The organism is Streptomyces sp. C (genome assembly GCF_000158895.1).
In the GTDB taxonomy this organism is placed as follows: domain Bacteria; phylum Actinomycetota; class Actinomycetes; order Streptomycetales; family Streptomycetaceae; genus Streptomyces; species Streptomyces racemochromogenes.
Genome location: NZ_GG657750.1, coordinates 2,556,060 through 2,578,258, shown reverse-complemented (window position 1 = coordinate 2,578,258; position 22,199 = coordinate 2,556,060). Strand labels below are relative to the sequence as shown.

19 protein-coding genes are annotated in these 22,199 nt (G+C 70.7%); 9 read left to right on the top strand and 10 right to left on the bottom strand.

Features of this window, described 5'->3' with window-relative positions; translation table 11 throughout:
- Positions 1–45: 45 nt before the first annotated feature.
- On the bottom strand, positions 46–804 hold the full coding sequence (locus SSNG_RS11410; protein WP_007263977.1) for an SDR family NAD(P)-dependent oxidoreductase: 759 nt from the start codon (positions 802–804) through the stop codon (positions 46–48).
- 157 nt (positions 805–961) lie between these two features.
- Between SSNG_RS11410 and SSNG_RS11405 the strand changes: the two genes are divergently transcribed.
- From SSNG_RS11405 to SSNG_RS11385, 5 genes are all read left to right on the top strand, one after another.
- The gene (locus SSNG_RS11405; protein WP_007263976.1) at positions 962–1,657 is read left to right on the top strand and encodes a TerB family tellurite resistance protein; all 696 of its coding nucleotides are present in this window, start codon (positions 962–964) and stop codon (positions 1,655–1,657) included.
- 573 nt (positions 1,658–2,230) lie between these two features.
- Positions 2,231–3,841, top strand: a complete 1,611-nt coding sequence (locus SSNG_RS11400) for a nucleobase:cation symporter-2 family protein (RefSeq protein ID WP_042800875.1) — start codon at positions 2,231–2,233, stop codon at positions 3,839–3,841.
- Positions 3,842–3,923: 82 nt separating this feature from the next.
- Positions 3,924–4,670: a DNA repair protein RecO gene (recO, locus tag SSNG_RS11395; RefSeq protein WP_007263974.1), complete on the top strand. Its 747-nt coding sequence runs from the start codon at positions 3,924–3,926 to the stop codon at positions 4,668–4,670.
- Between the two features lie 11 nt (positions 4,671–4,681).
- Positions 4,682–5,503: an isoprenyl transferase gene (locus SSNG_RS11390; protein ID WP_007263973.1), complete on the top strand. Its 822-nt coding sequence runs from the start codon at positions 4,682–4,684 to the stop codon at positions 5,501–5,503.
- 23 nt (positions 5,504–5,526) lie between these two features.
- Positions 5,527–6,054 (top strand): YcxB family protein, encoded by a 528-nt coding sequence (locus tag SSNG_RS11385; protein WP_042800874.1) that lies wholly within the window; start codon positions 5,527–5,529, stop codon positions 6,052–6,054.
- Here the strand turns inward: SSNG_RS11385 and SSNG_RS11380 are convergent.
- The 4 genes from SSNG_RS11380 to SSNG_RS11365 are packed head-to-tail and all read right to left on the bottom strand — an operon-like array spanning position 6,051 to position 9,213.
- Positions 6,051–6,479 (bottom strand): transcriptional repressor, encoded by a 429-nt coding sequence (locus SSNG_RS11380; RefSeq protein ID WP_007263971.1) that lies wholly within the window; start codon positions 6,477–6,479, stop codon positions 6,051–6,053. The two genes, SSNG_RS11385 and SSNG_RS11380, sit on opposite strands and share 4 nt — an antisense overlap.
- 51 nt (positions 6,480–6,530) lie before the next feature.
- Positions 6,531–7,397, bottom strand: a complete 867-nt coding sequence (locus SSNG_RS11375; RefSeq protein ID WP_042800873.1) for a metal ABC transporter permease — start codon at positions 7,395–7,397, stop codon at positions 6,531–6,533.
- Entirely contained in the window at positions 7,397–8,191 is a 795-nt protein-coding gene (locus SSNG_RS11370; RefSeq protein WP_007263969.1) for a metal ABC transporter ATP-binding protein, read from the bottom strand. Before SSNG_RS11370 ends, SSNG_RS11375 begins: the two co-directional genes overlap by 1 nt.
- Before the next feature lie 26 nt (positions 8,192–8,217).
- Positions 8,218–9,213 carry a metal ABC transporter substrate-binding protein gene (locus tag SSNG_RS11365; RefSeq protein ID WP_042800872.1) on the bottom strand — a complete coding sequence of 332 codons (996 nt, stop codon included), beginning with the start codon at positions 9,211–9,213 and terminating at the stop codon, positions 8,218–8,220.
- A gap of 154 nt (positions 9,214–9,367) precedes the next feature.
- Between SSNG_RS11365 and SSNG_RS11360 the strand changes: the two genes are divergently transcribed.
- The gene (locus SSNG_RS11360) at positions 9,368–10,750 is read left to right on the top strand and encodes a glycine--tRNA ligase (protein ID WP_007263967.1); all 1,383 of its coding nucleotides are present in this window, start codon (positions 9,368–9,370) and stop codon (positions 10,748–10,750) included.
- A 77-nt stretch (positions 10,751–10,827) separates the two neighbouring features.
- On the opposite strand, the gene SSNG_RS11355 is transcribed toward SSNG_RS11360, so the two are convergent.
- From SSNG_RS11355 to SSNG_RS11340, 4 genes are all read right to left on the bottom strand, one after another.
- On the bottom strand, positions 10,828–11,535 hold the full coding sequence (locus SSNG_RS11355; RefSeq protein ID WP_042800871.1) for a VC0807 family protein: 708 nt from the start codon (positions 11,533–11,535) through the stop codon (positions 10,828–10,830).
- A 156-nt stretch (positions 11,536–11,691) separates the two neighbouring features.
- Positions 11,692–12,285, bottom strand: coding sequence for a TetR family transcriptional regulator (locus SSNG_RS11350; RefSeq protein WP_007263965.1), 594 nt, complete (start codon positions 12,283–12,285; stop codon positions 11,692–11,694).
- A 21-nt stretch (positions 12,286–12,306) separates the two neighbouring features.
- Positions 12,307–13,374: an aldo/keto reductase gene (locus tag SSNG_RS11345; RefSeq protein WP_007263964.1), complete on the bottom strand. Its 1,068-nt coding sequence runs from the start codon at positions 13,372–13,374 to the stop codon at positions 12,307–12,309.
- Positions 13,375–13,521: 147 nt separating this feature from the next.
- Positions 13,522–15,063 carry an MFS transporter gene (locus SSNG_RS11340; RefSeq protein WP_241695025.1) on the bottom strand — a complete coding sequence of 514 codons (1,542 nt, stop codon included), beginning with the start codon at positions 15,061–15,063 and terminating at the stop codon, positions 13,522–13,524.
- A gap of 52 nt (positions 15,064–15,115) precedes the next feature.
- Here SSNG_RS11340 and dusB point away from each other — a divergent pair, with 52 nt between their 5' ends.
- The 3 genes from dusB (at position 15,116) to SSNG_RS11325 (ending at position 20,819) form a co-directional block, all read left to right on the top strand.
- Positions 15,116–16,258, top strand: coding sequence for a tRNA dihydrouridine synthase DusB (dusB, locus tag SSNG_RS11335; RefSeq protein WP_042800870.1), 1,143 nt, complete (start codon positions 15,116–15,118; stop codon positions 16,256–16,258).
- A gap of 366 nt (positions 16,259–16,624) precedes the next feature.
- On the top strand, positions 16,625–19,333 hold the full coding sequence (gene ppdK, locus SSNG_RS11330) for a pyruvate, phosphate dikinase (RefSeq protein ID WP_007263961.1): 2,709 nt from the start codon (positions 16,625–16,627) through the stop codon (positions 19,331–19,333).
- 460 nt (positions 19,334–19,793) lie between these two features.
- On the top strand, positions 19,794–20,819 hold the full coding sequence (locus SSNG_RS11325; protein ID WP_050779600.1) for a winged helix-turn-helix domain-containing protein: 1,026 nt from the start codon (positions 19,794–19,796) through the stop codon (positions 20,817–20,819).
- A gap of 81 nt (positions 20,820–20,900) precedes the next feature.
- Here SSNG_RS11325 and SSNG_RS11320 read toward each other — a convergent pair whose 3' ends face one another.
- The gene (locus SSNG_RS11320) at positions 20,901–22,061 is read right to left on the bottom strand and encodes an alkaline phosphatase PhoX (RefSeq protein WP_042800869.1); all 1,161 of its coding nucleotides are present in this window, start codon (positions 22,059–22,061) and stop codon (positions 20,901–20,903) included.
- Between the last annotated feature and the right edge of the window lie 138 nt (positions 22,062–22,199).

Here is a 22,199-nt window from a genome sequence, read left to right as displayed (position 1 = left end):
GCCCCTCCCGCCGGAGGGGCGGGGCCGCGTCGTTCCCGGCGCCGCTCAGCGGGCCAGGTAGCCGCCGTCCACCGGCAGGACCACGCCGGTAACGAAGGAGGCCGCGTCGGAGGCCAGGAAGGCGATGACGCGGGCCACCTCCTCCGGCTCGCCGAGCCGGCCCATCGGGTGGGCCGCCCTGACCTCCGCCAGGTACTCCGGGCCGCCCGGCTCGTCGTCCAGCGCCAGCACCCGCTCCGTGCGGATGGTTCCGGGGGCCACCGCGTTGACGCGGATCCCGTGCGCCGCCCACTCCACCGCCAGGTGCTTGGTCAGCCCCGACGCCACGAACTTCGCCGGTCCGTACGCGGCCTGGCGGGCCTGCCCGGCCACCCCCGAGATCGAGGACACGCAGACCAGCGCCCCTCCCGCCGGCCGCTGCGCGGTCATCGCCTCGATGGCGTACTTGCAGGTCAGGAACATGCCCCGGCCGTCGACCGCCATGACGTGGTCCCAGTCCTGCGGGGTGGTCTCGCGTACGTCCGAGAGGGGGAGCACCCCGGCGTTCGCCACGGCGACGTCGAGCCGCCCGTACGCGGCGACGGCGGCCGCGACCATCGCGTGGTTGGCCTCGGGATCGGACACGTCACCGGTCACGGTCGTGATCCCGTGCCCCTCCCCGGCGAGCAGCGCGCGCAGGGACTCCAGGCCGGGGCCGTTGACGTCGGACGCGGTGACCCGGGCCCCGGAGCGGGCCAGCAGCAGGGCCGTGGCCCGGCCGATGCCGCTCGCGGCCCCGGTCACAAGACAGGACTTCTCGTTCATGCCGCAGAGGGTAGGGAAAGCGGAGTGCCGGGGGCGCACTTCGGCCAACTCCCGGCACCGCGCGATGTTGTCTTGTCGCACGACTGACGCAGCCTCACCGATGTGGCTAACATCACGCCAACCCGGCGGTGCCGCCGGAAGGTTATGGAGGTGCGACGTGCTGCCAGTTCGGGGTGGGGACGGCCGGAAGCTGACCGTCTGGGGCATCCGCACCACCTGGAACACCGTGGGAGACGGGGAGTTCTTCTGCCCCGACTGCGGCGGTGACCGCAACTACCGCAGGCGCACCGGGCGCCGGCGCTTCACCGTGCTCGGCGTGCCGCTGCTGCCGCGCGGCCAGGCCGGGCCGGTCGTCGAGTGCCAGGGCTGCCGGCAGCGCTTCGACACCGACGTACTGGACCACCTGACCACCACCCGCTTCTCGGCCTTGCTGCGCGACGCCCAGCACACCGTGGCGCTGGCCGTGCTCGCGGCGGGCGGGACCACCTCGCGCAGTGCCCTGGAGGCCGCCGTGTCGGCCGTACGGGCCGCCGGGTTCCAGGACTGCACCGCGGAGCAGCTGGAGTCCCTCGTGGACGCGCTGGCCACTGACGAGGGCCGGCTGGGGCTGTACGACGGGCCCGAGTGCTGCGGGGCCGCGCTGTCGATCGAGCTCCACGAGGCGCTGGAGCCGCTCGCCCCGCACCTGGCGGGGCCGGGGCGGGAGTCGATCCTGCTCCAGGGCGCCCGGATCGCGCTCGCGGACGGGCCCTACATCCCGGCCGAGCGCGAGGTGCTGACCACCGTCGGCGCGGCGCTGCGGATGACCGCGGACGAGGTGGCCGGTCTCCTGTCGGCGGTCCGCGCACCGTAGGAGGAGCTCGTACGAGGGTCCGGGCCCGGCGGATTTCCGCCGGGCCCGGACGTTCTCCGGGGCGGAATTCCGGCATGCGGAGTTCCGAGAGGTAACGATCCGGCGTCGCGGGGGCGAACCGGCCGGTAGTTTGGTCCGTGCAAGAGGTGGATCCCCTACTTCCGTACAAAATTTCCGCATTCCGGACGGCCGGAATTGGACCCTCGGATTTGCGTGACCGAATACTTGTGAACCCGGTAATCGCCTGTCAGGCCGGGGAACTTCGCAGGTGTGCAGGGGGAGCGGGGCGTTCGGGACCCGTCGGCCCATACTCCTCCGCGCGAGCGTCCGCCACTGGAGAAACCTCCAGATCGAGCGTCCTGGAACGTCAACACTTTGTCGAAGTCGACGATACCTGTGAGCACTTCCACAGGCGTTCAATTCCGGTCACACGACGACGAGATTTCGCGTGTTCCCACTGACAACCCCGGCGGACCAACGGGTTAGCGACCCACTCCGCCCAGGGATAACCAGGTTCCTCCCGGATTCCTCCCGGATTCCTCTCAGTTACCTACCTTGAAGGGCAAGGCAGAGATGGCACGTGTCGCCGCCCGGCTTTCCGCTAGCGGAGAGCAGAGCACGCACCCGGTCGACGAGGTGCTCCCCCTCCCCAAGCTCGCGCTGTACGGCTTCCAGCACGTACTCGCCTTCTACGCCGGCGCGGTGATCGTCCCGATCATCGTGGGCAGCGCGCTCAAGCTGAGCCCTGAACAGCTGGTCTACCTGATCAACGCGGACCTCTTCACCTGCGGTATCGCCTCGATCATCCAGGCCTTCGGCATCGGCCGGATCGGGGCGCGACTGCCGCTGATCCAGGGCGTCACCTTCACCGCCGTGTCCCCGATGATCGCCATCGGCCTCGGCGCCGGCGGCGGCACCGCCGCGCTGCTGGTCATCTACGGAGCGGTCATCACCGCCGGTATCGCCACCTTCGCCTTCGCCTGGCTGCCCGCCAACGCGTTCCGGGCGGTCATGAGGCTCTTCCCGCCGGTGGTCACCGGCACCGTCATCACGGTGCTCGGCATCGTCCTGATCCCGGTCGGCCTCAACGACGCGGCCGGCGGCCTCGGCACCCCGGACTTCGGCGACCCCGAGAACTTCGCCTACGCCGGCGGCACGATGCTCTTCATCCTCGTCCTGATGAAGATCGGCAAGCCGTTCCTCTCCAGCATCGCCATCCTCCTCGGACTGGTGGCCGGCACCGCCGTCGCCTTCGTCCTCGGGGACGCGAAGTTCGGCGACGTCGGCAACGCCGGCTGGATCGGCGTCAGCACCCCCTTCCACTTCGGCATCCCGAAGTTCGAGTGGTTCCCGATCGTCCTGATGCTGATCGTCATGCTGATCACCATGGTCGAGACCACGGGCGACACCTACGCGGTCGGCGACATCGTCGGCAAGGAGGTCGACAGCGAGACCGTGGCCCGCGCCCTGCGTGCCGACGGCGCCGCGACGGCCCTCGGCGGCATCCTGAACTCCTTCCCGTACGTCGCCTTCGCGGAGAACGTCGGCCTGGTGCGGATGACCAAGGTCAAGAGCCGCTTCGTGGTGGTCGCCGCAGGCGTCTTCATGATCATCTTGGGTCTGCTGCCCAAGGCCGCCGCGATCGTGGCCGCCGTCCCGCACGGGGTCCTCGGCGGCGCCGCGACCGTCATGTTCGCCATGGTCGCCCTGGCCGGCATCCAGACCCTGGCCAAGGTGGACCTCAAGGAGGAGAAGAACGCGCTGGTCGTCGGCGTCTCCCTCGCCTTCGCCCTGCTCCCGGCGACCGTCCCGGTCCTCTTCTCCAAGCACATGGACCCGGACCTGTCCTCGCTCCTCAACAGCGGTGTCACCCTCGGTGCCACGGCCGCCATCGTCCTCAACCTGATCTTCAACGGCCTGGCCAAGGACGACGCCCAGACCGCCGCTCAGGCCGGGATCCCGGCCGAGGCGCTGGCCGAGGCCCTGGTCCCCGCCCAGTCCGCGGCCGCCCCGGCCGGCGCCGAGAAGGCCGCCTCCGCGACACCCGCCCCGGAGAAGGCCGCGACCTCGGAGGAGGCGGCCCCGGAGAAGGCCGCGACCTCGGAGAAGGCAGCACCGGGGAAGGCCGCGACCCCGGAGAAGACGGCCGAGAAGGCCGACGACGCGGGTGCGCCCGCCTCCTGATCCTCCCAAGGGGTGCCGACCCCCGCCCGGACACGGTCCGGGCGGGGGTCGGCGCTGTCCGTGCCCGGGGGACAATGGGGCCATGAGTCTGTTCCGCGACGACGGCATCGTGCTGCGCACCCAGAAGCTGGGTGAGGCGGACCGCATCATCACGCTCCTCACCCGCGGCCACGGCCGCGTCCGGGCCGTCGCCCGCGGCGTACGGCGCACCAAGTCCAAGTTCGGTGCCCGGCTGGAACCTTTCTCCCACGCCGACGTGCAGTTCTTCGCGCGCGGCAGCGACCTCGTCGGCCGCAGCCTCCCGCTGTGCACCCAGACCGAGATCATCGCCCCGTACGGCAACGGCATCGCCACCGACTACGCCCGCTACACCGCCGGCACGGCCATGCTGGAGACCGCCGAGCGCTTCACCGAGAACGAGGGCGAGCCCGCCGTACAGCAGTACCTGCTGCTGGTCGGAGCCCTGCGCACGCTCTCCCGCGGCGAGCACGAACCGCACCTGATCCTCGACGCCTTCCTGCTGCGCTCCCTCGCCGTCAACGGCTACGCCCCCAGCTTCGAGGACTGCGCGAAGTGCGGGATCCACGGCCCCAACCGGCACTTCTCCGTCGCCGCCGGCGGGGTCATATGCGGGGACTGCCGGGTGCCGGGCTCCGTCGTACCCTCGTCGGAGGCCATCGGCCTGCTCAGCGCCCTGCTGACGGGCGACTGGAAGCACGCCGACGCCTGCGAGGCCCGTCACGCGCGGGAGGGCAGCGGGCTGGTCTCGGCCTATTTGCACTGGCATCTGGAGCGCGGGCTACGCTCGCTCCGATACGTCGAGAAATAGGAGCTGGGCACATGGCACGACGCGGGATTCTGGGACGCTCTCGCCGCGAGTACAAGGTTCCCGAGCCGCACCCGTCCGGTGCGCGGCCGCCGAAGATCCCCGGCGAGCTGGTCCCGAACCACGTGGCCATCGTCATGGACGGCAACGGCCGCTGGGCCAAGGAGCGCGGCCTGCCGCGCACCGAGGGCCACAAGGTCGGCGAGGGCGTCGTCCTCGACGTGCTCAAGGGCTGCCTGGAGATGGGCGTCAAGAACCTCTCCCTCTACGCCTTCTCGACGGAGAACTGGAAGCGCACGCCCGACGAGGTCCGCTTCCTGATGAACTTCAACCGCGACGTCATCCGGCGCCGCCGCGACGAGATGAACGAGCTCGGGATCCGGATCCGCTGGGTCGGCCGGATGCCGAAGATGTGGAAGTCCGTCGTCCAGGAACTCCAGATCGCGCAGGAGCAGACCGTCGACAACGACGCCATGACCCTGTACTTCTGCGTCAACTACGGCGGGCGCGCGGAGATCGCGGACGCCGCGCAGGCGATCGCCCGCGACGTGGCCGCCGGCAAGCTGGACCCGTCGAAGGTCAACGAGAAGACCTTCGCCAAGTACATCTACTACCCGGACATGCCGGACGTGGACCTGTTCCTGCGCCCCAGCGGGGAGCAGCGCACCTCCAACTACCTGATCTGGCAGAGCGCGTACGCCGAGATGGTCTTCCAGGACGTGCTGTGGCCGGACTTCGACCGCCGCAACCTCTGGGACGCCTGCCTGGAGTACGCGCAGCGCGACCGGCGATTCGGCGGCGCGGTCCCGAACCAGCCCGAGGGCACCGGGAGCTGAACCCCCCGCTAGGCTCCGCCGTCATGGACACGACTGACCAGGCGGTGGAGCTGCGGTACGGCGCGGAGCGCCGCGACGCGTGGGAGGTGCTGCGGTGGCGCGCCCTGAGGACGCCCGCGGGCCGCAGGGAGCTGCTGCTGTGGCTGGTGGCCCTCCCCGCCGTGCCGGTCGCGCTGATCGCGGCCCAGCACGGCCGTGCGGCGGACCCGGCCGGCCTGGCCCTGGCGGGCGGGGTGGGAACGGCCCTGGGGGCGGTCTGGCACTGCCTGGACCTGCGGCGGCGGGCGCGCCGGATGCACCGCTGGGCCGCGGAGCACCCCGAGTACACGTTCGTGGTCACGGCGCACGGGACGCAGAACCACCGCCCCGACGGGACGGCGGTGGCCTACAAGTGGGACAAGTACCGGGGCTGGGCCGAGACCCGGGGCCTGTTCGTCCTCGTGTTCTTCAACGGGGACCTGGGCTGGCTGCCGAAGCGCGCGGCCGCGGCCCCGGGGGATCTCGACCGGATCCGATCGTTCTTCGACCGGAACCTGACCCGGATCGGTTAGCCGGCGGCCGCGCAGTCGGCGCAGGTGCCGAAGATCTCCACGGTGTGCGCCACGTTCACGTAGCCGTGCTCCGCCGCGATGGACTCCGCCCACTTCTCCACGGCCGGACCCTCCACCTCGACGGCCTTGCCGCACTTGCGGCAGACCAGGTGGTGGTGGTGCTCGCCGGTGGAGCAGCGCCGGTAGACGGACTCGCCGTCACTGGTGCGCAGCACGTCGACCTCACCGGCGTCCGCGAGGGACTGCAGGGTGCGGTACACGGTGGTCAGGCCCACGGAGTCACCGCGGTGCTTGAGCATGTCGTGCAGCTCCTGGGCGCTGCGGAACTCGTCCACCTCGTCCAGCGCCGCCGCCACGGCTGCCCGCTGCCGGGTGGATCGCCCTCGTACTGGCGCGGTACCCGTCTCGCCAGGCGCAGTCGCCACCGGTTCCTCCTCGTTTCGGCCTCCCGCCATTGTGCCAGGCGGCCGAGGGCCCTAGACCTTCACGTCGTCCTGGACGCAGACCTCCTCGGCGGCCCGGGAGGCCTTCGCGCGGCGCCTGGCCAGTGGCGTGGACAGTGCCGTCGTGACGATGAAGACCGCGATCGCGAGCAGCACGATCGTGGCGCCGGACGGCGCGTCGATGTAGTAGGTGGCGGCGGTGCCGCTCAGGGAGACCACCACGCCGATCGCCATCGCCAGCGACAGGGTCGCGGCGAAGCCGCGGGTGACCCGCTGGGCGGCGGCGACGGGGATCACCATCATGGCGCTGACCAGCAGCAGGCCCACGATGCGCATGGCGACGGTGACCGTGACGGCGGCGGTGACGGCCATCAGCAGGTTCAGCGCGCGCACCGGAAGGCCGGTGACCCGGGCGAACTCCTCGTCCTGGCTGATCGCGAACAGCTGGCGGCGCAGGCCGATGGTGACGGCGACGACGAACGCGGCGAGGATCACCACGGCGGTGATGTCCTCGGCGGAGACGGTGGTGATCGAGCCGAAGAGGTAGCTGCTCAGGTTGGCGGTGGAGCCGCCCGGCGCCAGGTTGATGATCATGACGCCGCCGGCCAGGCCGCCGTAGAAGAGCATGGCGAGCGCGATGTCGCCGCTGGTCTTGCCGCGGGAGCGGATCAGCTCCATGCCGACCGCGCCGGCGACGGCGACCAGGGTGGCCATCCAGACCGGGCTGGTGTTGAGCAGGAAGCCCAGGGCGACACCGGTCATGGCGACGTGGCCGATGCCGTCGCCCATGACGGCCTGGCGGCGCTGGACGAGGTACGTGCCGATCGCGGGCGCGGTGATGCCGACGAGCGCGGCGGCGATCAGCGCGCGCTGCATGAAGGCGTAGTGCAGGAGGTCCATCAGCTCAGCAGTCCCGTCCGCAGGGGCTCGGCGTCGTGCGCCGCGTGGGGGTGTACGTGGTCGTGGCCGGGCAGGGCGTGCTGCCCGACGGCCTCCGGGGGCGGGCCGTCGTGGACGACGCAGCCGTCGCGCAGGACGACGGCGCGGCCGATCAGGGGCTCCAGCGGGCCCAGCTCGTGCAGGACGAGGAGGACGGTGGTCCCGGCGGCGACCTGCTCGCGCAGGGCGCTCGCGAGGACCTCCTGGTTGGCCAGGTCCACGCCGGCCATCGGCTCGTCCATGATCAGCAGTTCGGGTTCGACGGCGAGGGCCCGGGCGATCAGCACGCGCTGGTGCTGCCCGCCGGAGAGGGCGTTGACCGACGCGTCGGCGTAGCCGTCCATGTCGACCAGGGCCAGGGCGCGCTCGACGGCCGCCCTGTCGGCCTTGCGCAGGATGCCGAAGCGGGAGCGGGCGAGGCGGCCGGAGGAGACGACCTCCCGGACGGTGGCGGGGACGCCGCTGGCGGCGGTGGTGCGCTGGGGGACGTACCCGATGCGCGACCACTGGCGGAAGCGTTTGAAGTCGGTGCCGAAGAGGGTCAGGGCGCCGTCGGTGAGGGGGACCTGGCCGACGACGGCGCGGACGGCCGTGGACTTGCCGGATCCGTTGGCGCCGAGCAGGGCGACGACCTCGCCGCGGCGGACGGTGAGGTCGACCCCGCGCAGCACGGGGCGCGAGCCGAGCGAGGCCGTGGCCCCGCGCAGGGATATGACGGTCTGGTCTTCGTCCGCCGGGCGGGGCGTTGACTGCATGGCTCGCGCCTCCGTTGCTGCTGTCATCACTTGGTTCCGAGCGCCTTCCGGAGGTTCTTCAGGTTGGACCGCATGACCTCGAAGTAGTCGGCGCCCTGCGACGTGTCGGTGATGCCCTCGAGCGGGTCGAGGACGTCGGTCTGCAGGCCCGTGTCCCGGGCGAGGGTCTTGGCCGTCTTGTCGCTGGCCAGGGTCTCGAAGAACACGGTCGTCACATTGTCCTTCTTCGCGATGGCCTGGAGGTCCTTCATCCGGGCCGGGCTGGGCTCGGACTCGGGGTCGACGCCGGAGATGCCCTCCTGGTCGAGGCCGTAGCGCTCGGCGAGGTAGCCGAAGGCGGAGTGGGTGGTGATGAAGGTCCTGGAGGCCGTGTTCTTCAGGCCGTCCTTGAACTCGGTGTCCAGCGCGCCCAGTTTGGCGACGAGTTCGTCGGTGTTCTTCTTGTAGTCCGCCGCGTGGCCGGGGTCGGCCTTCTCCAGGGCGGCGCCGAACCCCTTGGCGATCTCCGCGTACTTGGCGGGGTCGAGCCAGACGTGCGGGTCCTGGCCGGCCTCTCCCTCGGCGGCGTGGTCGTGGCCGTGGTCGTGCCCGGGCTCGCCCTCGGCGGCGTGGTCGTGGCCCTCGTGGCCCTCGCCGGAGGTGCCGTGCGCTTCGAGCTTGGTGAGGGTGGCCGCGTCCACGACGTTCTTCACGCCGGACTGGGCGACGGCCTTGTCCACGGCGGGCTGGAGCGACTTGAGGTAGAGGACCACGTCGGACTCGGAGAGCTGCCCGGTCTGCTTCGGGGTGATCTCCAGGTCGTGCGGTTCGACGCCCGGCTTGGTCAGGGTGTCGACCTTCACGTGGTCCCCGCCTATCTGCTCGGCGAGGAACTGCAGGGGGTAGAACGACGCCGTGACGTGCAGCTTTCCGTCCGACGACCCCGCCGCGCCGGCCGTGCCGGAGCAGGCGGTGAGGGCCGTCGCGCCCAGGGCGACGGTGGCGGCGAGGGCGGTCGTGGGTATGAGGCGTCGTACGTTCATGACATCCATTTTCATCAAAGATGGAAACCGTTGTCAAAAACCCAGGTGGGAGGGGTAGCCGGCGCCGCGGAAGGGCATACCCGATTTGAAAGGGGGGGTGCGGGCGCCGGTAACCTGAGGCATTCGCGTTCGTCCTCGTAATGAAGAGAGCACCGTGGCCGCCGACAAGATCGAAACCATCGTCAGCCTGAGCAAGCGCCGTGGCTTCGTTTACCCGTGCAGTGACATCTACGGCGGCTCCAGGGCTGCCTGGGACTACGGCCCGCTCGGTGTCGAGCTCAAGGAGAACATCAAGCGCCAGTGGTGGAAGGCCATGGTCACCGGGCGTGAGGACGTCGTCGGCCTCGACTCCTCCGTGATCCTGGCCCCCGAGGTCTGGGTGGCCTCGGGCCACGTCGCCACGTTCTCCGACCCGCTGACCGAGTGCACCTCCTGTCACAAGCGCCAGCGTGCCGACCACCTGGAAGAGGCGTACGAGGCCAAGCACGGCCGCCTCCCCGAGAACGGCCTGGCCGACATCAACTGCCCGCACTGCGGTGTGAAGGGCCAGTTCACCGAGCCGAAGCAGTTCTCCGGCATGCTGGAGACCCACCTCGGCCCGACCCAGGACACCGGCTCGAAGGCGTACCTGCGCCCCGAGACCGCCCAGGGCATCTTCACCAACTTCGCCATGGTGCAGACCTCGTCGCGCAAGAAGCCCCCGTTCGGCATCGCGCAGATGGGCAAGTCCTTCCGCAACGAGATCACGCCCGGCAACTTCATCTTCCGCACCCGCGAGTTCGAGCAGATGGAGATGGAGTTCTTCGTCAAGCCGGGCGAGGACGACCAGTGGCAGGAATACTGGATGCAGGAGCGGTGGAACTGGTACCGCGGCCTGGGTCTCCGTGAGGAGAACATGCGCTGGTACGACCACCCGGCGGAGAAGCTGTCCCACTACTCGAAGCGCACCGCCGACATCGAGTACCGCTTCAACTTCGGCGGCAGCGAGTTCTCCGAGCTGGAGGGCGTGGCCAACCGCACCGACTACGACCTGAAGGCGCACTCCGCGGCCTCCGGCACGGACCTGGTCTACTACGACCAGGAGGCCCAGGAGAAGTACACGCCGTACGTCATCGAGCCGGCGGCCGGCGTCAACCGCGCCATGCTCGCCTTCATGCTCGACGCGTACGTCGAGGACGAGGCCCCCAACGCCAAGGGCGCCATGGAGAAGCGCACGGTCATGCGCTTCGACCCGCGCCTCGCGCCGGTCAAGGTCGCCGTCCTGCCGCTCTCGCGCAACGCCAACCTGTCGCCGAAGGCCAAGGGCCTCGCCGCCGACCTGCGCAAGAACTGGAACATCGAGTTCGACGACGCGGGCGCCATCGGCCGCCGCTACCGCCGTCAGGACGAGATCGGTACGCCGTTCTGCGTCACCGTCGACTTCGACACCCTCGACGACAATGCGGTGACCGTGCGCGAGCGCGACACCATGAAGCAGGAGCGCGTCTCCCTGGACCAGATCCAGAGCTACCTCGGCAGCCGTCTGCTCGGCTGCTAGTTCCCGCTCGCAAGACCGGTGGCCCGGTGCGCGATCCGCGCACCGGGCCACCGGTCTTCGTGCGTCCGCTCCGGGCGTCAGGCCGCGGAGCCCTCCGCGGCGGCCGCCGCGGCCGCCGCGCGCTTCTCGCCCTCGGCCTTGGTGCGCTTGACGAAGCGGACCGTCCAGAGGGCCAGGCCGCCGAGCGTCCCGTAGATCATGAACGGGCTGAGGGTCACCATGGTGGAGGTGTCCAGCACGTACGACAGGGCGATGCGGACCGCCGCCTCGATGATGTAGACCACGCCCCACACCAGCGTCATGCGGCGCTGGGCGTCGCGGAAGCCCTCGTACTGCCACAGGCCGTTGTAGTAGGCCACGCCCGCCGGGGTGCCGTCGGTGCCGAACTTCCGGCCGAAGTAGAACATCAGCGGACGCGGCGCGAGCAGCGTGGCCAGGCACAGGAGCCCGAACAGCCCGGTCACGGCGGAGTCCTTGACCAGCAGGGCCCGGGTCGACTGGGCGCCGACGAGCGAGACGACGGCCGTGATCGCCAGGAACACCAGGGTGATGACGGCGAACTCGTCCAGCTTGCGGCGCCAGGCCACCATGATGACGCTGTCGAGCACCGGCCAGACGCCGCTGACCAGCAGCGCCGAGGCCTCGCTCCAGCCGTGGTCCTCGGTGAGGATGTTGTAGGTCAGGATCGGCGCGACCACGTTGAACGCGATGGTCAGGATCAAGCCGATCGCTGCGGCCCCGCCGGACCGTGCGGGCGGTGCGGGCTGTGCTGCTGCTGTGGACAAGGGGTCCCCCTGGACGTACGTGATGAGTGCGGTAAGGGGACCGTAAGGAACCGTCACTGACATGTACAAGCCGACATACCCCCAAATGATCGCCAAGCTGTCCGGAAGGGATGATTCCGGTCAACCGGGCCCGCGACCGGGGCCGTCAGGGGGCGTTCAGGGGCGCAGGCCCCGAATGAGCAGGGCCGTGACGGCCTCGAACTCCGTGAGGATGGTGGGGGAGAGCCAGTCCGACACGTACTGCGGGTCGTGGAACCGGCCCGTGGCGTCGAAGACGGCGCGGGCGGCCGCCGGGACGTCGGGCGCGACCAGGGTGCCGGCGGTCACGCCTTCGGCGATGATCCGCGTCAGCTGGTCGATCAGCTCGCCGAGGTGCGCGTCGACCACCCCGCTGTTCTCGCCGAGCAGCACCGTGTACGTCGCGAACAGCTCGGGATCGTCGCCCGCCTTGTGCCGCTTGGCCTCGAAGAGTGCCTCCAGCCAGGCCTCCAGCTTGGAGGGCGCGGGTTCCCCGGGCGCCGAGGCGATCTTCTCCAGCATGACCACGCTCTTGGCGAGCCAGCGGTCCGTGACCGCCTCGCGCAGCGCCGCCTTCGAGGGGAAGTGCCGGTAGACACTGCCGTGGCTCACCCCCAGGGCGCGCGCGACGTCCACGACGGTCGCCTTGGTGGGGCCGAAGCGGCGCAGCACCTCCTCGGTGGTTTCGAGGATGCGCTCGGGGGTCAGGGGCTCGGCGGCAGCGGAGGGCATGGGTACGACCGTACCGCCAGCTCAGTGCTCACTGTCGAGGTGGGCCATCTGCGCCGCCGGGTAGCGCTCGCCCGCGGCCGATCCCGCGGGGACGGCCTGCTCGATGGCGGCGAGGTCGGTGGCGGTCAGCTCCACCCGCATGGCACCCAGTGCCTCGGTGAGGCGGTCCCGGCGCCGGGCGCCGACCAGCGGCACGATGCCCTCGCCCCGGGAGAGCACCCAGGCGATGGCGGTCTGCGCCACGGTGACCCCCTTCTCCTCGGCGACCTTGCGCAGGGCCTCGACCAGGTCGAGGTTGCGGTGCAGGTTGTCGCCCTGGAACCGGGGGCTCATCCCGCGGAAGTCGCCGGGGGCCAGGGTGCGCTCACGGGTGAAGTGCCCGCTGATCAGGCCGCGGGAGAGCACCCCGTACGCCGTGACGCCTATGCCGAGCTCGCGGGCGGTGGGCAGGATCTCGTCCTCGATGCCGCGCGAGATCAGGGAGTACTCGATCTGGAGGTCCGAGATCGGGGCGACGGCCGCGGCCCGGCGCAGCGTGTCCGCGCCGACCTCCGAGAGGCCGATGTGCCGGACGTGCCCGGCCTGGACGGCCTCGGCGATGGCGCCGACCGTCTCCTCGATCGGGACGTCCGGGTCCACGCGGGCGATCCGGTAGATGTCGATGTGGTCCCGGCCGAGCCGCTGGAGCGAGTAGGCCAGGAAGTTCTTCACGGCCTCGGGCCGGCCGTCGTAGCCGGTGAAGCCGCCCTCGACCGTACGCAGCGCACCGAACTTGACGCTGGTCAGCGCCTGCTCGCGGGCCGCCGTCGGCGCCGTGCGCAGGGCCTCGTTGATCAGCAGTTCGTTGTGGCCCATGCCGTAGAAGTCGCCGGTGTCGAGCAGCGTGCTCGTCCCCTCCGGGGCGGCCTCCAGGTAGGCGTGGATGGTGGCGAGGGACTCGGCCCGGTCGGCCTCGCCGTAGAGGGCGGACATGCCCATGCAGCCCAGCCCCAGGGAGAAGACGGCGGGGCCGGTGGTGCCCAGCCGGCGGATGGGGGCGGGGGCGGAAGTGGTGGCGGTGGCGGTTGCGGTGTTCTCGTTCGTCGTCATGGAACGAGAATGGCATGACGGATGACAGATTTCAATATCTGTCATCCGTGAGGGTGGGGAGGTCCGGGGAGGGGCGTGGACACACGAGTGCGGCCGGTCCCCCGCCGAGGGGGTCCGGCCGCACAGGGGCGCGCGCGTCGCGGGAGGTCAGCCGGCCGGGGCCGGGCCCGCCGCCGGGGGCAGCCCGCCGTCCATCCGGGGCCCGGGGCCCGGAGCCGGGCCGGAAGCCTGCGCAGGCGGGGGAGCGGACGGCGGGGCGGAGGACGGTTCGAAGGACTGCGCCGTGCGCAGCGCGGTGGCGTGGGCCCACGGGCCGGTGGTGACCGCCCCCACCACGAGGACCAGGAGCGCGCAGCCGGTGATGATCCACCAGGCCGGCCGGGTCGCCGTCGCGAAGTCCGCACCGCCCGCCGTGCCGGCCGCCAGCACCGCCCCGATCACGGCCACGCCCAGCGCCCCGCCGGTCTGCCGGCTGGTGGAGGCCACCGCTGCCGCCACTCCCGCCTGGGCGCGCGGCATCCCGGACACCGCCGTATTGGTGATCGGCGCGTTGACCAGCCCGAAGCCGATGCCGAACAGCACGTACCCGGTGAACATCAGCGGCGTGGACGTCTCCGCCGAGAACGCCGCGAACAGCAGCCCGCTCGCGCCCATGGCCACCCCCGCGATCAGCAGCGACGGCCGCGGCCCGTAATTGGCGACCAGCCGCCCCGACACCGGCGCGCACAGGAAGGCGAACGCGGCCATCGGGAGCATGTGCAGCCCGGCGTCCAGGGCACCCAGCCCCCGCACCTCCTGGAGGTAGAGGGTGGTCAGGAAGAGGAAACCGGAGAGCGAGGCGAAGGTGCTCACGGCGATCACGGTCGCCCCGCTGAAGGGGGCGCTGCGGAAGAACCGGGGGTCGATCAGCGGGTCCGCCCGCCGGGACTCGTAGTACAGGAGCCCGGCCAGCGCGGCCGCCGCACCCAGCGCACACCCGAGGATCGGCGGCGAGCTCCAGCCCTCGGCCGGGGCCTCGATGATCGCGTACGTCACCCCGCCCAGCAGCACCATCACCAGCAGCTGCCCCACCGGGTCCGCCCGGCGCGGCCGCTCGGACCGGGACTCGGGGACGTGCCGCAGGGTCAGCAGCAGGGCGAGCAGCCCCACCGGCACGTTGACCCAGAAGATGGACCGCCACCCCACCGAGTCCACCAGCAGCCCGCCGACCAGGGGACCCGCGGCCATCGAGATGCCGACCACCGCGCCCCAGACGCCGATGGCGCGGGCACGTTCCCTCGGGTCGGTGAAGGTGTTGGTGATGATCGACATGGCGACGGGATTGAGCATCGCCCCGCCGACCGCCTGGAGCATCCGGAAGGCGATCAGCCATTCCAGGCCCGGCGCCAGTGAGCAGAGCACCGACCCCGCCGTGAAGAGGACCAGCCCCCAGGCGAACACCCGGCGGCGCCCGATCCGGTCCGCCGTGGACCCGGCCAGTATCAGGAGCGAGGCGATGACCAGGGTGTAGGCGTCGATGGTCCACTGCATGCCCGAGACCGAGGCGTGGAACTCGCGGCGCATCGCGGGCAGCGCCACGTTCAGCACGGTGTTGTCCAGGCTGACGATCAGCAGGCTCATGCAGCAGATCGCCAGCACCAGCAGGCGACGCCTGCGGCTCATGTGATCCACGACACTCGTGTGATGCATACCGCCGATAGTACGGCTAACTAACGAACGGCGCGTGGGCGAGAATGGAGGGATGACCACGCTCCCCCCGCCCCTCGCGATCGGCCCGCACACCGTGCAGCCCCCCGTGGTGCTCGCTCCCATGGCAGGCATCACCAACGCCCCGTTCCGTACGCTCTGCCGCGAGTTCTCGGGCGGCAAGGGGCTGTTCGTGAGCGAGATGATCACGACACGCGCCCTGGTCGAGCGCAACGAGAAGACCATGCAGCTGATCCACTTCGACGCGACGGAAAAGCCGCGCTCGATTCAGCTGTACGGGGTGGACCCCGTGACCGTCGGCAAGGCCGTCCGCATGATCGTGGAAGAGGACCGCGCCGACCACATCGACCTCAACTTCGGCTGCCCGGTCCCCAAGGTCACCCGCAAGGGCGGCGGCTCGGCCCTGCCCTACAAGCGCAACCTGCTGCGCGCGATCCTGCGCGAGGCGGTCGCGGGCGCCGGGGGCCTGCCGGTGACGATGAAGATGCGCAAGGGCATCACCGACGAGCACCTCACCTACCTCGACGCCGGCCGGATCGCCGTCGAGGAGGGGATCACCGCCATCGCCCTGCACGGCCGCACCACCGCCCAGCACTACGGCGGCACCGCCGACTGGGAGGCCATCGCCCGGCTCAAGGAGCACGTCCCGGAGATCCCGGTGCTCGGCAACGGCGACATCTGGTGCGCCGAGGACGCGCTGCGCATGGTCCGCGAGACCGGCTGCGACGGCGTGGTGGTCGGACGCGGCTGCCTGGGGCGGCCCTGGCTGTTCAACGACCTCGTCGCCGCCTTCGAGGGCCGCCCCGAGGACTTCCACAAGCCGAACCTGCGGGAGGTCGCGTCCACGATGCTGCGGCACGCGCAGCTGCTGGGGGAGTGGATCGGCGACGAGGCGCGCGGTGTGATCGATTTCCGTAAGCACGTCGCCTGGTACCTCAAGGGCTTCGCCGTCGGCTCCGAGATGCGCGGCAAGCTCGCCGTCACCTCCTCCCTGGCCGAACTGGACGCTCATCTGAGCGAGCTGGACCTGGACCAGCCCTGGCCTGACGGTGCGGACGGCCCGCGGGGCAGGACGTCCGGAAACAACCGGGTTGTCCTGCCGGACGGCTGGTTGAAGGATCCCTACGACTGTGCCGGAGTGAGCGAGGACGCAGAGCTGGACACGTCCGGAGGCTGAGAAATCGCCCTCCGTGCCGCGTGATATACGCCACGCATGGGAGAGGTTTCGCTCAGATGAGCGCTTAAGTCACGGGTAAGACTTTCAAAGGGTGGCACTGGGTGCCACCCTTTGTGCGTTCAAGAGTTGAACGCAAATGTATCGATGATCGCTCATCCGAGCGCGATCAAGCCTCATCGAGCCCCTCACGCTTCGGCTTCTGAAGGCTCTTCGTATGTTCGCATTACCGACCGGTTACTTTCGATCCACTGGCGCACGGGTGGTTACGCCCTCATGACGGCCAAGTGGACGTACCGCGAAGCCTTCGATCTGGGTATGTTCCTGGCCGTCAGGGCAGCCACCCGAGTCCTCGAGGAGTCGAGACCCGTGTCGGAAAACAAAGATCAGAAGCTCGTCTACGACTTCACCGAGGGCAACCGGGACCTCAAGGACCTTCTCGGCGGCAAGGGGGCCAACCTCGCCGAGATGACCAACCTGGGTCTTCCCGTCCCTCCCGGCTTCACCATCACCACCGAGGCCTGCAAGGTCTACCTCGAAAGCGGTACGGCCCCGGCCGCGCTCCGCGACGAGGTCACCGCGCACCTCGCCGCCCTCGAGGCGAAGATGGGCAAGAAGCTCGGCCAGTCGGACGACCCGCTGCTGGTCTCCGTGCGCTCCGGTGCCAAGTTCTCCATGCCGGGCATGATGGACACGGTCCTCAACATCGGCCTCTCCGACGAGTCCGTCGTGGGCCTCGCCGCCCAGGCCGACAACGAGCGCTTCGCGTGGGACTCGTACCGCCGCCTCATCCAGATGTTCGGCAAGACCGTCCTCGGCGTCGAGGGCGAGCTCTTCGAGGACGCCCTCGACGAGGCCAAGGCCGCCAAGAAGGTCACCGTCGACACCGACCTCGACGCCGCCGACCTCAAGAAGCTGGTCAAGGTCTTCAAGAAGATCGTCTCCAAGGAGGCCGGCCGGGAGTTCCCGCAGGACGCCCGCGAGCAGCTCGACCTCGCCGTCGAGGCCGTCTTCAACTCCTGGAACACCGACCGCGCCAAGCTCTACCGCCGCCAGGAGCGCATCCCGAGCGACCTGGGCACCGCGGTCAACGTCTGCTCCATGGTCTTCGGCAACCTCGGCCCCGACTCGGGCACCGGCGTCGCCTTCACCCGCGACCCCGCCAGCGGCCACGCCGGCGTCTACGGCGACTACCTGCAGAACGCCCAGGGCGAGGACGTCGTCGCGGGCATCCGCAACACCGTCCCGCTCGCGGACCTGGAGGCCATCGACAAGGCCTCGTACGACCAGCTCATGACGATCATGACGACGCTGGAGACCCACTACAAGGACCTCTGCGACATCGAGTTCACGATCGAGCGCGGCCAGCTGTGGATGCTCCAGACCCGCGTGGGCAAGCGCACCGCCGGCGCCGCCTTCCGCATCGCCACCCAGCTCGTCGACCAGGGCCTGATCTCCGAGGCCGAGGCCCTCCAGCGCGTCACGGGCCACCAGCTGGCCCAGCTGATGTTCCCCCGCTTCGACGAGGGCGCGAAGACCGAGCTGCTCGGCCGCGGCATCGCCGCCTCCCCGGGCGCGGCGGTCGGCAAGGCCGTCTTCGACTCGTACACGGCCGTCAAGTGGTCCCGTTCCGGCGAGAAGGTCATCCTGATCCGCCGCGAGACCAACCCCGACGACCTCGACGGCATGATCGCCTCCGAGGGCATCCTGACCTCGCGCGGCGGCAAGACCTCGCACGCCGCCGTGGTGGCCCGCGGCATGGGCAAGACCTGCGTCTGCGGCGCCGAGGAGCTCGACGTCGACACCAAGCGCCGCCGGATGACGGTCGGCGAGACGGTCATCGAAGAGGGCGACGTCGTCTCCATCGACGGCTCCACCGGCAAGGTGTACCTCGGCGAGGTACCGGTCGTGCCGTCCCCGGTCGTCGAGTACTTCGAGGGCCGCATGCACGCCGGCGCCGACGACGCCGACGAGCTGGTCGCCGCCGTGCACCGGATCATGGCGTACGCGGACCGCGTCCGCCGCCTGCGGGTCCGTGCCAACGCCGACAACGCCGAGGACGCGCTGCGCGCCCGCCGCTTCGGCGCCCAGGGCATCGGCCTGTGCCGCACCGAGCACATGTTCCTCGGCGAGCGCCGCGAGATGGTCGAGCGCCTGATCCTCGCGGACACCGACGGCGAGCGCGAGGAGGCACTCAGTGCCCTCCTGCCCCTGCAGAAGCAGGACTTCATCGAGCTGTTCGAGGCGATGGACGGCCTGCCCGTCACCGTCCGCCTCCTCGACCCGCCGCTGCACGAGTTCCTGCCCGACATCACCGAGCTGTCGGTGCGCGTCGCCCTCGCCGAGTCCCGCAAGGACGCCAACGAGAACGACCTGCGCCTGCTCCAGGCCGTGCACAAGCTGCACGAGCAGAACCCGATGCTGGGCCTGCGCGGCGTCCGCCTCGGCCTGGTCATCCCCGGTCTGTTCGCCATGCAGGTCCGGGCGATCGCCGAGGCCGCCGCCGAGCGCAAGAACGCCAAGGGCGACCCGCGCGCGGAGATCATGGTCCCGCTGGTGGGCACCGTCCAGGAGCTGGAGATCGTCCGCGAGGAGGCCGACGCGATCATCGCCGAGGTCGAGGCCGCCACCGGCACCAGCCTCAAGCTCTCGGTCGGCACGATGATCGAGCTGCCGCGCGCCGCGCTGACCGCCGCCCAGATCGCGGAGGCCGCGCAGTTCTTCTCCTTCGGCACGAACGACCTGACCCAGACGGTGTGGGGCTTCTCCCGCGACGACGTCGAGGCCAGCTTCTTCACGGCCTACCTGGAGAAGGGCATCTTCGGGGTCTCGCCCTTCGAGACCATCGACCGGGACGGCGTCGGCTCCCTCGTGCGCCACGCGGTGAAGCAGGGCCGGGCCACCCGCCCCGACCTCAAGCTCGGCGTCTGCGGCGAGCACGGCGGCGACCCGGAGTCGGTGCACTTCTTCCACGAGGTCGGCCTCGACTACGTCTCCTGCTCGCCGTTCCGGATCCCGGTGGCGCGCCTGGAGGCCGGCCGCGCCGCCGCCGAGGCCAAGGGCTCCGACAGCCGCTGAGACCCTCCAGGGGCCCCTCAGGGGCCCCGCCCGGGCCCCTGAGGCCCCCAGGGCTCCCCGAGCCCCACAGACTGCGCCCTCCCCCGGTTCCCTGACTGCCGGGGGAGGGCGCATCCCATTTCGGGGGCCGGGTGCAAGACGGCCCGTATCGCGAAATTTTCAACAATGTCATTACAGCGCCAGGCGGTGGACGGATCCCCACCCGTCCACCGCCTGCCGCCTATCCGCCAGGCACGTCGGCGCTTCCCGGTGCGACCGACCGCCAGGCCCCGCAAAGCCCCCCACGGCCTTCACGGAGCGTTTCGGTCGCACCGGAGTGTGCCTGGCGGAGTACAGGATTTCGCTTGTCACGCCTCTGCCGAAAGGGGTTTCAACTGTGGCCGAAAGGGCGTGGTGACCACGTGTGACGGCATGCATACTCGTGGGGCGGGGGGATTGCGGTTGCACAGGTGGGGGTTCGGTGCTTCGTATCCATTTCACTGGAGTGGACCTGGCACGCGTACGGATGGCAGGGCGTCCCGATGCGTTGTGGGAAACGATTCTTAGTTTTCATCGCTTAAGAGACCGGCGTGACGCCAGGTTCTTCGGCGAATGGCGCACGGAAACCCGGAGCAGGTTGAATGGTGAAACAAGGCTGCTGGGTGCGCTCATACCGGCTCGCGGCTATTTCCCCGATTTCCTGACCCCGGCCGAGGGCCAGTACGGGTGGGACCTCGGGCTCGACGCGCTGCGCGCGCTGCGCCCCGAGCGGCTGCGCCGGGAGCTGTCCCTCGTGGGCGCCGGCGCCGGGACGGGCTTCGGGGCCGCCTTCGGGACCCCGCCGCCGACCCGGCTGCGGGAGTTCATGGACGGCGGCACCAAGCACCTGCCCCGCCTGCTGGGCGAGCTGCGCGCGTACCACCGGGCGGCCGTGGAGCCGTACTGGAGCCACATCCAGGCCCAGATCGAGGCCGAACGGGCGGCACGCGGCCGCGCGCTCCTCGACGGGGGCGCGGACGAGCTGCTGGCCTCCCTGCCGCCGATGCTGCGCTGGCGGGCCCCGGTGCTGGAGTGCGAGTACCCGGTGGACCGGGACGTACGGCTGCGCGGGCGCGGGCTGCTGCTCCAGCCGTCCTTCTTCTGCCGCCGGACGGCCGTGACCCTGCACGACCCGGAGCTGCCGCCGGTGCTGGTCTACCCGGCCGCCGCCCAGCTGGCCTCGGCGGCGGGCGGGGAGGCCGCCCGGCCGGCCGAGGAGCAGCGCCAGCGCACCCTGGGCAAGCTGGTGGGCCACACCCGCTCGGTGGTGCTGCGGGCCATCGGCGACGGGGCCACCACCAGCGAACTGGCCCGCCGTGCCGGGGTCTCCCTGGCGTCGGCGAGCCAGCACGCCTGCGTGATGCGCGAGGCGGGCCTGGTGACGACCCTGCGCCACGGCAACGCGGTCCTGCACACGGTGACCCCGCTGGGCGCGGCCCTGCTCAAGGGCGGCGCGGTGGTCTCCTGAAGGATCGGTTCTCCGGACGCGCCGCGGCCCGGCGGGGAGGTCGGCTGCTCCCCGCCGGGCCGGGCGCCCGGGGCGCGGGCGTCAGACGCGGAACGGCCCGGTCACCTCGTAGGTGATGCCGCCGGTCGAGGAGCCGCTCGTACCGCGCTGGCTGCTGAAGTACAGCCGGCTGCCGTCGGGGGAGAAGGCCGGGCCGGTGATCTCCGAGGAGGACTGGCCGGTGATCCGCAGGAAGGGCGCCACCACGTCGTCCGGGGTGATCACGCAGATCTCCATGTTGCCGCCGTCCTCGGCGACGTACAGGTCCCCGTACGTCGACCCGGTGACGTTGTCGACACCGGTCAGCGGCGCCGCGCCGCCGGGGACCAGGGAGTCGTCGTAGGCCAGCTCGTAGGTGCTGTTCGCCAGGTTGAGCTGCCAGACCCGGTTGTCGCCCTTGGTGGTGAACCAGACGGTGTCGCTCGCGTAGTGGCAGCCCTCCCCGCCGTTGAACACCTTCGCGCCCGACACCTGGCTGCGGGTGGCGGTCGGGGAGCCGTCCGGGTCGGGCACGTTGGCCCAGGTGAAGGATCCGGACGTGCCGCTGCCCGCCTTGAGGACCTGGAGCGTGCCGGCGGACAGGCTGCCCCAGGTGGTGGGCACGAACCGGTAGAAGCAGCCGTTCGTCTCGTCCTCGGTCAGGTAGACCACCCGGCGGACCGGGTCGGCCGCCGCCGCCTCGTGTTTGAAACGGCCCATCGCGGGCCGCTGCACGGCCGCGTTCACCCCGTACGGGTCGGTCTCGTAGACGTACCCGAGGCTGACCTCCTCGCACGACAGCCAGGTGTTCCACGGGGTCTTGCCGCCCGCGCAGTTCTGCCGGGTGTTCGAGAGGATCCGGTACGCCCCGGTGACCGTGCCCGACGAGTTGAACTTCACCGCGCTCGCGCCGCCGCTCGGGTTGACCTCCGAGTTCGACACGTAGATCCAGCCGCTGCCGTCCGCGAAGCACGCGCCGCCGTCGGGGGCGCTGTGCCAGGTGTACGAGGTGCCGCCCACCGTCTGCGAGGAGCGGGCTATGACCCGGCTGGTGAACCCGGACGGCAGCATGATCCCGTTGGCGTCAGCCGCGCCGAGGGCCCCGTAGGGACCGGCTCCCGGCTGGGCCGGGGCGGCGTACGCGGCCCCGTGGCTGAGGGTTCCGGCGAAGGCGGCGGCGGAGGTGCCGATCACGGCACCGCGCAGGAAGGTACGACGTTCCACGGTCACTCCTGGGGGAGGAGGGCCCCCGCGCCCGGCCGGGCGCGGGTTCGCATGCGTCGAGGAACCTAGGGGCGCAGCATGGACGGGACGCCAACTCCCCATGACGCCGGGGCGACCGGCACAAGGGCAGTCGCCCTG